At 68.0% G+C, this 11,625-nt stretch carries 14 protein-coding genes and 1 pseudogene; 7 read left to right on the forward strand and 8 right to left on the reverse strand.

What is annotated here, in order from left to right:
* Together A5702_RS11315 and A5702_RS11320 are read right to left on the reverse strand one after the other, a co-directional pair.
* Positions 1-237, reverse strand: a pseudogene (locus A5702_RS11315) (hypothetical protein); the annotation flags it as partial.
* Positions 238-246: 9 nt separating this feature from the next.
* The gene (locus A5702_RS11320) at positions 247-1,167 is read right to left on the reverse strand and encodes an NAD(P)-dependent oxidoreductase (protein ID WP_068220710.1); all 921 of its coding nucleotides are present in this window, start codon (positions 1,165-1,167) and stop codon (positions 247-249) included.
* A 179-nt stretch (positions 1,168-1,346) separates the two neighbouring features.
* Between A5702_RS11320 and A5702_RS25615 the strand changes: the two genes are divergently transcribed.
* The 7 genes from A5702_RS25615 (at position 1,347) to A5702_RS11350 (ending at position 7,503) form a co-directional block, all read left to right on the forward strand.
* Positions 1,347-1,670 (forward strand): hypothetical protein, encoded by a 324-nt coding sequence (locus A5702_RS25615; protein ID WP_082460000.1) that lies wholly within the window; start codon positions 1,347-1,349, stop codon positions 1,668-1,670.
* A 148-nt stretch (positions 1,671-1,818) separates the two neighbouring features.
* A complete protein-coding gene (locus tag A5702_RS11325) occupies positions 1,819-3,474 on the forward strand; it encodes an OB-fold domain-containing protein (protein ID WP_068220714.1) in 1,656 nt (551 codons plus the stop codon).
* Positions 3,471-4,352 carry an alpha/beta hydrolase gene (locus A5702_RS11330; RefSeq protein WP_068220717.1) on the forward strand — a complete coding sequence of 294 codons (882 nt, stop codon included), beginning with the start codon at positions 3,471-3,473 and terminating at the stop codon, positions 4,350-4,352. The genes A5702_RS11325 and A5702_RS11330 overlap by 4 nt, the downstream gene beginning before the upstream one ends.
* A complete protein-coding gene (locus tag A5702_RS11335; protein ID WP_068220719.1) occupies positions 4,349-5,164 on the forward strand; it encodes an NAD(P)-dependent oxidoreductase in 816 nt (271 codons plus the stop codon). The genes A5702_RS11330 and A5702_RS11335 overlap by 4 nt, the downstream gene beginning before the upstream one ends.
* Positions 5,161-5,973: an NAD(P)-dependent oxidoreductase gene (locus A5702_RS11340; protein WP_231965044.1), complete on the forward strand. Its 813-nt coding sequence runs from the start codon at positions 5,161-5,163 to the stop codon at positions 5,971-5,973. Before A5702_RS11335 ends, A5702_RS11340 begins: the two co-directional genes overlap by 4 nt.
* Before the next feature lie 113 nt (positions 5,974-6,086).
* Positions 6,087-7,292 (forward strand): cytochrome P450, encoded by a 1,206-nt coding sequence (locus A5702_RS11345; protein WP_068220722.1) that lies wholly within the window; start codon positions 6,087-6,089, stop codon positions 7,290-7,292.
* Positions 7,293-7,302: 10 nt separating this feature from the next.
* Entirely contained in the window at positions 7,303-7,503 is a 201-nt protein-coding gene (locus tag A5702_RS11350) for a ferredoxin (RefSeq protein ID WP_068220725.1), read from the forward strand.
* A gap of 5 nt (positions 7,504-7,508) precedes the next feature.
* On the opposite strand, the gene A5702_RS11355 is transcribed toward A5702_RS11350, so the two are convergent.
* The 6 genes from A5702_RS11355 to A5702_RS11380 all read right to left on the reverse strand — a co-directional run.
* Entirely contained in the window at positions 7,509-7,742 is a 234-nt protein-coding gene (locus A5702_RS11355; protein WP_231633779.1) for a DUF1330 domain-containing protein, read from the reverse strand.
* Between the two features lie 69 nt (positions 7,743-7,811).
* Positions 7,812-8,000 (reverse strand): ferredoxin, encoded by a 189-nt coding sequence (locus A5702_RS11360; RefSeq protein WP_068220728.1) that lies wholly within the window; start codon positions 7,998-8,000, stop codon positions 7,812-7,814.
* Positions 7,997-9,268 (reverse strand): cytochrome P450, encoded by a 1,272-nt coding sequence (locus tag A5702_RS11365; RefSeq protein ID WP_068220732.1) that lies wholly within the window; start codon positions 9,266-9,268, stop codon positions 7,997-7,999. Before A5702_RS11365 ends, A5702_RS11360 begins: the two co-directional genes overlap by 4 nt.
* A 111-nt stretch (positions 9,269-9,379) precedes the next feature.
* A complete protein-coding gene (locus A5702_RS11370; RefSeq protein WP_068220735.1) occupies positions 9,380-9,886 on the reverse strand; it encodes a hypothetical protein in 507 nt (168 codons plus the stop codon).
* Positions 9,883-10,497, reverse strand: a complete 615-nt coding sequence (locus tag A5702_RS11375) for a TetR/AcrR family transcriptional regulator (RefSeq protein WP_055402009.1) — start codon at positions 10,495-10,497, stop codon at positions 9,883-9,885. Before A5702_RS11375 ends, A5702_RS11370 begins: the two co-directional genes overlap by 4 nt.
* Positions 10,498-10,615: 118 nt before the next feature.
* The coding region (locus A5702_RS11380) for a thiolase family protein (RefSeq protein WP_068220737.1) at positions 10,616-11,625 on the reverse strand (1,010 nt) is incomplete at its 5' end.

Genomic DNA, 11,625 nt, shown 5'->3' on the forward strand with positions numbered 1-11,625 from the left:
CCCGTCGATCGCCCGGGCGGAGCGGCAGGCGGGCGTCGACACCAACCGCAACGAGGCGCGCACCGCGGCCAACCGGTGCTGCTCCGGCCGGTGGTCGAGGGTGTGCCAGTACAGGTACTCGGCGTCTCGTCCGTCGGGATGGCGGGTCGCCATGGACACGAACAGCGTTGTGATGTCGCCACGTCCGGCGGCGAGGATCTCGCCGACCTCGTCCGATGGCGTGCCGGGAAGCTGCATGGCGCGACCTCAAGCCCTCGTCGAATCGTGTTCCGGCAGCGTGATTTCGGGGTGTCGGGCCGCGATCATGCGCCGGAATCCCTCACGCCAGGGCACTTTCGTGCGGCCCAGCACCTCGTGCATGCGGGTGACATCCGGCCATAGCGGCGGATGCGCCTGCGGCGTGTATTCGAAGATCGGCTCGACACCGATCAACTGCCCCATGAACGTGCAGTAGTCCTCGACGCTGACCGTCTCGCTGCCGGCCCAGTTCACGACCACCGGCGGCACCGCGGCGACCTCCATCGCACGGATGCCGAGTTCGACGTAGTCGTCTTCATAGATTGGGTTGTAGTTGTTCGGTTTGTCGGGGTGTAGGCGAATTGGTTTGCGCGCCAGCATCGCATCGAGGCGGTCGGCGGGCGCGCCGCCCTGCGGCCCATAGGTTGAGCAGATCCGGATGATGGTCAGCGGGATTCGATAATGCCTGGCGACCCAGGTGCACACGGCCTCCGCCGCAACCTTAGAGAAGCTGTAATTCGCGCGCAGGGGTACGCCGGGCGGATCGGCCTCGGTCAATGGACGGTGTCCCTGGTACGCGTAGATCGAGCCGGTCGAACACAACACGAAACCCTTGGCGGTACGGCAGTGGTAGAGCAGCTCGCCGGACATCTGCGCGTTCGTTTCGAGGCAGCGGTTCCAATCGTCCGCACCGGGGTCCACCGCGGCATGGAAGACGTAGGTGAAATCGTCTGGAAGGCCGGCCAAATCGCCCGCCCCGAGATCCAGCGCGAGGGGCTTGATACCGGCGGCGACCAACCTTTCGCGACCGGCGGAGTCTTTGAGGCGCGCGGCGCCCCATACCTCGTTCGATGACGAAAGGGCGCGCGCGACGGGAAACGCGATCTTGCCCGTCGCCCCGGTGATCAGGATCTTCTCCGCGTCGAGCAATCAGCCCTCCGACAATGTGTGAAGTACTTGATAAGCCGTTGGGCAGCATAACGCCCGGGCGAAAGGAAATCTCGCCTGCGGCCGGCGGGGTTCCGCGACCTTTTTGGCCATGGTCGTGGCGGTCTCAACGGAATAAACTGAACCCGCCAGGGTCACGATGGCCCATCGGGAGGCACACCATGAGGTGGTTTATTGCTCGCCTGATCGCCGTCATAGCGATCGCGTTCGTAGCGACGGCGGTCACTGTGATGGTGACGCCGGGGATCAGCTCGGCGGATTGCGACCCGAACATGTCGTTCAATCCGGCAACCCGGACGTGCACGCCGCCACCGGCCCTAGCAGACTGGTACACCCCTCCGCCGGCGTACTCGCCGCCGTTCGCCGCACAGGATGTGCCGCCGCCGCCACCGCCGCGGCCATGGTGGTCACCGAACGAACCGATGTGGAATGCCGGTTTTCACCAATGGGGTACCTATTTCACCGGCACCTGGGTGCCCTACTGACCGGTATTACCGGCGGCGCCCACCGTCTGCGGACGGCCAGCGACGATACTGTCTCGATCGCGCCTGCTGGGAAGTGATAACGTAATTCTCCGATTCGTATAACGGCCCTACCAAAAGGCAGCCGGGCCGTTCGACTCGCGGAGGTGACGTGTCAGCAGCACCGCGGCGCCCCCTGCCCCTGATCACGCAGGACAACGAATTCTTCTGGGCATCGGGCGCCGACGGCACGCTGCGGCTGCAGGCATGCAATAGCTGCGCATCGCTGATCCATCCACCCGCGCCGGTATGCCGCTATTGCCGCTCACTGGATGTGGGAGTGCGCGCGGTCTCCGGCAAGGGAACGCTGGCCGGGTTCACGATCAACGAGCGGTTCAGTTTGCCCGGGTTGCCGGCGCCCTACGTCATCGCGCAGGTGGCCATTGCCGAAGATCCGCGTGTCCGGCTGACCACCAACATCGTGGAGTGCGATCCCGAGCGGCTCGAGCTGGGCCAACAAATGGAGGTCGTCTTCGAACAGGTCGAGGACGTCTGGTTCCCCCTGTTTCGGCCCTCGCAAGGCGCCGAACCCGCTCCTCTGCCGGCCGACGAGATCGCGCCCGAAAGGTTCGGCGAAAACGTCCGGCCGATGCTGACCGCCGAGAAGTTCGAGGACAAGGTCGCGCTGACCGGGATCGGGATGTCACCCATCGGGCGCCGGCTGATGCAACCCCCGCTGGCGCTGACGGTGCAAGCGTGCGAGGCGGCGATCGCCGATGCCGGGCTGACCTACGCCGACATCGACGGCCTGTCCACCTACCCCGGCGCGATGACGGTCGCTGGCATGGGCGAAGGTGGCGTCACCGCCCTGGAGGCCGCGCTGGGAATCCGGCCCACCTGGCACAACGGCGCCATGGAGACGTTCGGCCCGGGCGGCTCGGTGATCGCGGCCATGATGGCTGTCGCATGCGGATTGGCGCGGCACGTGCTGTGCTTCCGGACGCTGTGGGAGGCCACCCACGCCGAGCTGATGAAGCAGGGCAAGATCACCCCGTCGATGGGCCGAATGTCGGGCTGGCAGATGCCCTTTGGCGCCACCTCGGCGGCCCACACCCTGGCGATGAACGCGCAGCGGCACTTTCACCGCTACGGCACCACCAAGGAGACGCTGGGCTGGATCGCCCTGAACCAGCGTGCCAACGCCGAACTCAACCCCACTGCCATCTACCGCTCCCCGATGACCATGGACGACTACCTGAACGCGCGGCCCATCACCACACCGTTCGGCCTCTACGACTGCGACGTGCCGTGTGACGGCGCGATCGCCGTCATCGTCTCCGCCGCCGACGCCGCCCGTGACCTCGCCAAGCCGCCCGTGCTGGTCGAGGCGGTGGGCACCCAGATCGTTGAGCGAATCGACTGGGACCAAAGCACTTTGACCCACGAACCGCAGGTGCTGGGTCAGGCGGCGCACGTGTGGACCCGCACCTCCCTGCGGCCGGCCGACGTCGATGTCGCCGAACTCTACGACGGCTTCACCATGAACTGCCTGTCCTGGATCGAGGCGTTGGGCTTCTGCGGGATCGGTGAGGCCAAGGAATTCCTGGACGGCGGCAAGAACATTGCGCGCGACGGCCTGTTACCGCTCAACACCCACGGCGGCCAACTCTCCCACGGCCGCACGCACGGCATGGGTCTCCTGCACGAGGCCATCAGCCAACTCCGCGGCGAGGCGGGCGACCGCCAGGTCGTCGACGCCCGCGTCGGCGTGGTCAGCAGCGGGGGCCTGACTCCCAGCGGCGTGCTCCTGCTGCGGGCGGACGCATGACGCCGCCGCGCCCCCGGCTGGTGATCGTCGACGGCGTGCCGATGTCGGCGCTCGTCTGCGAAGCGGAGCAACCCAAGGCCGTGATCGTGGCCATCCACGGCGGCGGCACCACCGCCGTCTATTTCGACTGCCCGGGCCACCCTGGCTACTCCCTGCTGCGGTCCGGTGCGGCGGCCGGATTCACGGTGGTGGCGCTCGATCGTCCCGGCTACGGCAGCTCGGCGCCGTATCCCGAGGCGATGGCCGAGGGCGAGCAACGCGTCAACCTGGCGTATGGGGCGATCGACCGCATCCTCGGCGAACGCCCAAGCGGCGCCGGCCTATTCGTGTGGGGCCATTCGGGTGGGTGCGAGCTGACGATGCGGATGGCGGCCGACGCGCGCGGCGCCGACCTGCTGGGCATCGAGCTCGCGGGCACGGGCCGGCACTATCACCCGGCCGCTCGGGAAATACTGAGAACGGCAACCCGCGATAGCCGCCCGCCGGGCATGCGCGGGCTGCTGTGGAGCCCGGAGGAGCTGTACCCGCCCGAGGTCCTCGGCGGCGCAACGGTTTCCCCGTCGGCGCCGGCCTACGAGGACCAGATGGTGTCGAACTGGGCCCGCCAAACCTTCCCGGAGCTCGCACCCGCCGTTCGCGTCCCAGTGCATTTCAGCATCGCCGAGCACGAAAAGGTCTGGCAGGCCGACGATTCGGCGGTGACGGAGATCAGCGCCTTGTTTTCCGCGGCGCCGCGATTCGTCGTGCACAGACAGCCGGGGGCCGGGCACAACATCAGCCTGGGCCACGCCGCCCCCGAATACCACGCGAATGTCCTTGCCTTCGTGGAGGAATGCGTGGGTGCGCGGCCGGCCGAGCCCGATCGGGAGGCCGGATGAGAGTCGGATTCATCGGGCTGGGCAGCCAGGGCGGACCGATGGCGCGGCGGATCGTCGAGGGCGGTTACGAGACGACGCTATGGGCGCGCAGGCCCGAGACCCTCGAGGTATTCGCCGACACGCGTGCGAAGGTCGCGCAGTCCCCGGCCGAGCTCGGCGCGGCCAGCGATCTGGTCTGCCTGTGCGTCGTGGGCGATGCCGACGTCGAACAGCTCGCCGGGGGCGAGCAAGGCCTGTTGTCGGCGATGAGGCCCGGCGGCGTGATCGCGGTGCACAGCACCGTGCACCCCAACACCTGCCGGGAACTGGCGAACCGGGCGGCGACTCAAGGCGTTTCGGTCATCGACGCGCCGGTGAGCGGCGGCGGTCAGGCCGCTGCCGAAGGGCGCCTGCTGGTGATGGTCGGCGGGGACGCCGACGTGGTCGAGCGGTGCCGCCCGGTCTTCGCCACCTACGCCGACCCGATCGTCCACCTCGGTGAGCTGGGTTCGGGCCAGACCACCAAGCTGCTGAACAACCTGCTGTTCACCGCCCACCTGGCCACGGCGGCCTCCGCGCTGTCGCTGGCCGGCGCGCTGGGCGTCGATCCGGGCCGTCTCGCCGAAGTCGTGTCACGCAGCAGTGGGAACAGCTTCGCGCTCAACGCCCTTGGCGGCATCGGCGGGTTGGAGCGGCTAGCCGGCGTGGCCGCGACGCTGCTGCAAAAGGACGTCCGGCTGGTGGTCGACCTGGCCGACCGGGCCGGGGCCGGCGGTGGCGCCGTGCTGGACGCGGCCGACGCGGCGCTGGCCCTCATGGGGCATCCGAGATGAGGGTCGGGTTCGTCGGCGCGGGACGGATGGGCACTCCGATGGTGGCTCGGCTGGCAGCGGCCGGGTGCGACGTCCTCGCCCTGGGCCGCAGCGCGGACAAACGCCGCGAGCTCGAACGGCTCGGCGCGCGGGCCGTCAGCCGGCCGGCCGAGGCGGGCGCGCACGCCGACGTCGTGGTGCTCTGCGTGTTCACCGATCAACAGGTGCGGGAGGTCTGCATGGACGGCGGGCTGCTGCGCGCCATGTCGCCCGGCTCGGCGCTGATCATCCACACCACCGTGAGCCCGACGACCATCGACGCCGTCGCCGCGCGCGCCAACGACGTCGACGTCGTCGACGCCGCGGTCAGCGGGGGCCCGCAGCATGTTGCCGCCGGCCTGCTCACGTTGTTCGTGGGCGGTTCCGACGACGCGGTGACGCGGGTGCGCCCCGTGCTGGACTGCTACGGCGATCCCGTACTGCACGTCGGTCCGCGCGGCTGCGGCCAGAAGGTGAAGCTGGTCAACAACGCCTTGTTCGCCGGTCACATCGGGCTGCTCGCGGAATCCGTCAGGCTGGGCGAGCTGCTCGGCGTGCCGGAGCCGACCCTGCTGGGCGCGCTGTCGCACGGCAGCGCGAGCAGCCGCGTCCTGAGCATGGTGGCGGCGGGCGGTTCCGTCGCGTCGTTCATCGAGGTTGCCGGCGAATTCGTGAACAAGGACGTGAGCGTGGTGCGCGGGGTCGCCGAGGAACTCGGTGGCGATCTGGGTGCCTTGAACCACGTCATCAAGGCCTTCGGATCCAGGACGACCGCGCCGAAGGGGGTTTGAAATGCTCGCGTTTCGGTCTTTCCGGTTCGTCACGAAGGTATTACCGTTACCTTTACAGTCAACCACTCCGCTGTAACGGTTTCAGCCCGCCCTCGCCGCTGAGGAGAGAATCAGTGACAAAACCGAAGGTCGTCTTCGATCCGTACTCCGAGGACTACTACAACAATCCGTTCGACATCTACCGGCGGATGCGGGAGGACGCGCCGCTGTATTACGACGAAAAGGAGGACTTCTACGCGCTGACCCGTCACGTGGACGTCGCGGCGGCGTTCAAGGACTTCGAGACGTACTCCTCGGCGCGCGGCTGCGACCTGGCGATGGTGCGCAAGGGCATCGCTCCCGAGCAGAAGTCGATCATCTTCATGGATCCCCCGGAGCACCGCCACATGCGCAGCCTGCTCAACAAGGCGTTCACCCCGCGGGCGATCCAATCGCAGCGCGACACCGTCATCGAAGTGATCGACAAATACCTGGGTGCCGCCGACCCGGAAAACTTCGATGTCGTGCAGGATTTCTCGGGACCGTTCCCGGTTGAGGTCATCACCCGGATGGCGGGGGTGCCCGAGGAGTACCGCCAGCAGGTGCGCCACTGGATCGACACCAGCCTGTCCCACGAGCCGGGCCAGATCGAGATCAGCGAAGCCGGCATGCAGGCCAACATCGACACGGCGATGTACTACTTCGGCCTGGTGCAGGAGCGCCGCCAGGAACCGCAGGACGACATGATCAGCCGCCTGATCGCGGCCGAGGTCCCGGGCGAAGACGGGCAGCTGCGCAAGCTCGACGACATCGAGATCTGCGGGTTCGCAACCCTTCTCGGCGGTGCGGGCGCCGAGACCGTCACCAAACTGCTCGGCAACGCGGCGGTGATCTTCGCCCGTCACCCCGACCAGTGGCAGAAGCTACAGGAGGACCGCGACAAGATCCCCGGGGCCGTGGAAGAGCTGCTGCGCTACGAGGGACCGGTGCAGTACAACGTCCGCTACACGCTCAAGGAGGCACACGTCAGCGGTGGCGTGATCCCTGCGGGCAAGCCGGTGTTTCTCTGCGGCGCCGCGGCGAACCGCGATCCGGAGGCCTTCACCGACGCCGACACCTTCGACATCGAGCGTGACCAGACCGAGGCCCAGCACCTCGGGCTCGGTTACGGGATCCACAGCTGCCTCGGGGCGGCGCTGGCCCGCATGGAAAGCAGGATCGCGCTGGAGCGGCTCCTCGACTTCATGCCGCGCTACGAGGTGGACTGGGCGGGCTGCCAACGGGTAACCATGCAAAACGTCGCGGGCTGGAAGAACGTGCCCGTCAAGGTACTTCGGTAAGGGGGTTGCCGTGACGAGAAAAATCGAAGTCGATTGGGGACTCTGCGAGAGCAACGGCGTCTGCATGGGCATCAATCCGGAGATCTTCCTGCTCGGCGACGACGACATGCTGACGGTGCTGCAGGAAGAGGTCACGCCGGAAAACGAACATGACGTGCGCGAGGCCGTGCGTCAGTGCCCTCGGCAGGCCATCTCGATCGTCGGTGAGTAAGACGCTCAGAAGCCGGAGAGGATGACGGCGTTGCAGTCGGCCGCCGCCTGCCGCAGTTTTGCCGCCTTTTGATACCCCTCGGACTCGTACCAGGCGCGCGCGGCGTCCACCGATTCGAATTCCAGCACGACGGTCTGGTCGCCGTGCCAGGTGCCCTCGATCACTTTGGGCGCGGTGTCCACCGCCAGAATGGTGGCACCCGCCATCGCCGAACCGGCCGCCTTGCCATAGGCCTTCATGCCCTCCGGGTCCTTGATGGCCTCCGTGAGGATGACGTAACCTTTCGCCACTGAATCTCCTTGACTGGATTAGATTTTGCTGATGGCCTGCTCAGGGCAGCACTCGATGGCCTCCTGGGTGGCGACCTCGAATTCCGTTGGGACGTCTGACGCTATCGCCTCGGCGTAACCATCGTCGGTGAGGCTGAAGACCTCGGGGCACAGCGTCGTGCAGACGCCATGGCCGCGGCAGCGCTGGTCGTCGACCGTGACTTTCATGCCGGGGTGAACTCCAGGTGCAGCTCGGTCAGCCCGCGCAGGATGTAGGTCGGAACGTATTGGTACCGGCGGTCATTCGCCGGCCCGTGGACCTTCTCGTTGATCCTGATGTCGGACGTCCGGTCGAGCAGGCGCTCGATCGCCACCCGGGTTTCGGCGCGGGCCAATGGCGCGCCCGGGCAGCTGTGGATACCTCGCCCGAACGAGATGTGCTGACGGGCGTTCTTGCGGGCCGGGTCGAAGGTGGTCGGGTCTTCGAAGCGGCGGGGATCACGGTTGGCGGCCGCCTGCACCACCATCACGGTGGTCCCCGCCGGCAGGTCGACGCCGCCGACATTGACGGGCACCCGGTTCAACCGGAAGTCGCCCTTGACCGGGCTCTCGTGCCGCAACGACTCCTCGATGAAGTTGGGGATCAGGCTGCGGTCCTTGCGCAACTGCGCCTGGATGTCGGGCCGCTCCCCGAGCGTCTGCAAGGCCGCGCCCAGCAGCCGCACGGTGGTCTCCTGGCCGGCCGAGAACACGTTGCTGGCGACCCGGGCCACGTCTTCGACCTCCGGGGTCGAGCCATCCGGGTAGGTGGCGGTGGCCAGACCGGTCAGCACATCGTCGCGCGGCTCGCGCCGGCGGTCGCGGACGTAGTCGGAAAAGAGGCCGTAGAGGAATTCCAGCGGGCTGTGCGCCAGCGAGCCCTTGGTGCCCCCGACGCCGCCACCGGAGTGGTCGCGGATGCCCTTGACGAACTTGTCGCGATCCTCCTCGGGCACGCCGAGCAGGTCCGCGATGACCAGCAGCGTGAAGGGCCCGGCGAAGCCCTTGATCCAGTCGCCGTGCCCGGGCGCCAGGAAGGTGTCGAGCACCTGGTCGGCCAGCACCCACATGGCGTCCTCGTTCTCCTTGAGGCGCTTGGGCGTGATCAGCCGCATCAGCAGCGAGCGGTGGTTGGTGTGGGTGGGCGGATCGAGGGTGGGTAGCTGGTCGCTGAACGGCAATTCGTCGCGGTGTTGCTCGATCAGCTCGGTGATGTCGTCGCCCTCCAGCGGCACCGGAAAGCCGGGGAACGGGCCGGTCACCGAGATGCAGGAGGACCACGTCTCGGCGTCGTTGAGGACCGCGCAGGCCTCGTCCCAGCCGGTGATCATGGTGACGCCGTGATGGCTCTCCCGGGTGACGGGGCACTGCGCGCGCAGCGCCTCGTAGTAGGGGTACGGGTCTTCGATGAGCTCGGTGCCGCGGAAGAAGTCCAACTCGGAGAATTCGCTCGCCATCTCCCGCTCCTTGAATCTCGGCTAGTGAGAACGCGCCTCTCGCAGATGAGTATTACATTTCCATACGGCAACCTGGCCGTCAACGAGGGGTCGGCGCGTGGGATGCCGGTGTCAGCTCGCGGGAACCAGATCCGCCGCGACCGACGGCCAGGCCAGCAGCCCGCTGCGGAACGTCTCGACATGGCCGATGGAAGCGTGCGGAAGCGCGGCGGCGGCCAGGGCCTGGGCCTTGAACGTGTGGGCGGCCATGCTCAGCCGGTGCTGCACCAGGCCGACGCTGTCGTCGAGCTCGGCCGGCCAGTTCTCCCCCCACAGCGTGACCTCGGTGACGCCGTGATCGAGGGCCTGCAACACCCCTTGGCGCACGCGGGAGTCGCACCCGAACAGGTCCGCCGCGGCCGCCAGGGCCTGCGGACGGGGGCGGGATTGCACCGACGCCAGGGCCTGTTCGAGGTCGACCACCCGGGCGCCCAGGATCTGCAGCGGCCGGTCGTCGAGATGGTCGGCTACCAGGACCGTGACGTCCCACCCGGCCATCGACCGGTCGAAGAGCCAGCCGCCGGCGAAGCGGACGACGTCGACGACGGTCGCCGCGACCACGTCGAGCCGGTACCTCATGTCGCCGCGCGGCTCGTCTGCGGGGCGAAGTCCCGCGCCAGTGTCTCGGCGTACTGCTTGAACACCTCGGTTAGCGGTATCGATGGATCGAGCAACCATGTGGTTTCCATTCCGTGGACGAAGGCGAGAATCTCCACCGCCTTGACGGCGGGGTCTATGTCCGTGCGATACCGGCCATCCGCCTGCCCGCGGCGGATGAGGTCGGCGACGATGTCGGTCGCCGCGCGATGCCGGGCCAACATCCGGTCGTGCAGCGGGGCGTCGGGAAGGATGTTTTCGACGAGCAGCACCGTGAACGTTCCGACCAGTTCGGGTGCCCGGTTGAACCGGTCCGCGACCTGGGCGATCTGGGCGAACAGATCGCCGGTCCGGTCGGCGTGCAGGTCGTCGTCGAGGTCGCGGGCATCGAGGACGGCGTGCAGCAGCTGCTCTTTGGATTCGAAGTGATGCAGCAGGCCCGCGGGGGTGACGCCGGCCTCGCCGGCGATCTGGGCGAGGGTGGTGCTGCGCCAGCCGTTGCGGGTGAGCAGCCGTTGCGCGACGTCGAGGATGCGCTGCTTACGGTCCTCGCCTTTGGCGAGCAACGTGTCGTATGGCCGTGCGTCTGGCACCGGACTCCTTTGACCGACTGGCGGGACGAACCAACCTAGTGAACACACAGTAGGTTAGTTGGGCCGCTGTGACAAGGGTCACCCAGGGACCGTTTTCTCGCGGTGGGCCTCGCCGGAGCTAGCCCACGAGTTCGACCAGGGTGGCGTTAGCCGTGCCGCCGCCCTCGCACATGGTCTGCAACCCGTAGCGAATCCCGTTGGCACGCATGTGGTGCGCCATCCGGGTCATCAACACCGCCCCGGACGCGCCAAGCGGGTGCCCCAGCGCGATCGCGCCGCCGAGCGGGTTGACGAGGGTGGGGTCCGCCGCGGTCTCGGCGATCCACGCCAGCGGCACCGGCGCGAAGGCCTCGTTCACCTCGAACACGCCCACCTCGGCCAGCGGCACGCCGGCCTTCTTCAGCACCTTCTCGGTCGCGGGGATGGGCCCGGTGAGCATCAGCACCGGATCCGCCCCGGTCACCGCGCCGGCCAGGTAGCGCACCAGCGGGGTGAGCCCCAGCTCGACCGCCATCTCCGCCGTCGTCACCAGCAGGGCGGCCGCGCCGTCGGAGATCTGCGAGGAGTTGCCCGCGTGGATCACGCCGTCCTCGGTGAACGCCGGCTTGAGTCCGGCGAGCTTCTCGACCGTGGTGCCCCGCCGCACGCCCTCGTCGGCGGCGACGACGGTTTCGTCATCTGTGAACACCGGAACGATCTGAGCGGTGAACGCGCCCGCGTCCTGGGCCGCGGCGGCCCGTTCGTGGGACTGGGCGGAGTATTCGTCGAGCCGGGTGCGGGAGAATCCCCACTTCTTGGCGATCATCTCCGCCGACAGCCCCTGGTTGAACGAGAAGTCGTCGTAGCGGGCGAGGACCTTCGGGCCGTACGGCATGCCGGTCGCCCTGGCCGAACCGAGGGGAACCCGGCTCATCACCTCGACGCCCCCGGCGACGACGACGTCCTGCTGGCCGGACATCACCGCCTGCACGGCGAAGTCGAGCGCCTGCTGGCTGGACCCGCACGCGCGGTTGACGGTGGTCCCCGGGATGGTCTCGGGCCAGCCCGCGGCCAGGACCGCGTAGCGGCCGATGTTGCTGGACTGGTCGCCGACCTGAGACACACACCCCCAGACCACGTCGTCGACGA

The organism is Mycobacterium sp. E3339 (assembly GCF_001666915.1).
GTDB lineage: Bacteria > Actinomycetota > Actinomycetes > Mycobacteriales > Mycobacteriaceae > Mycobacterium.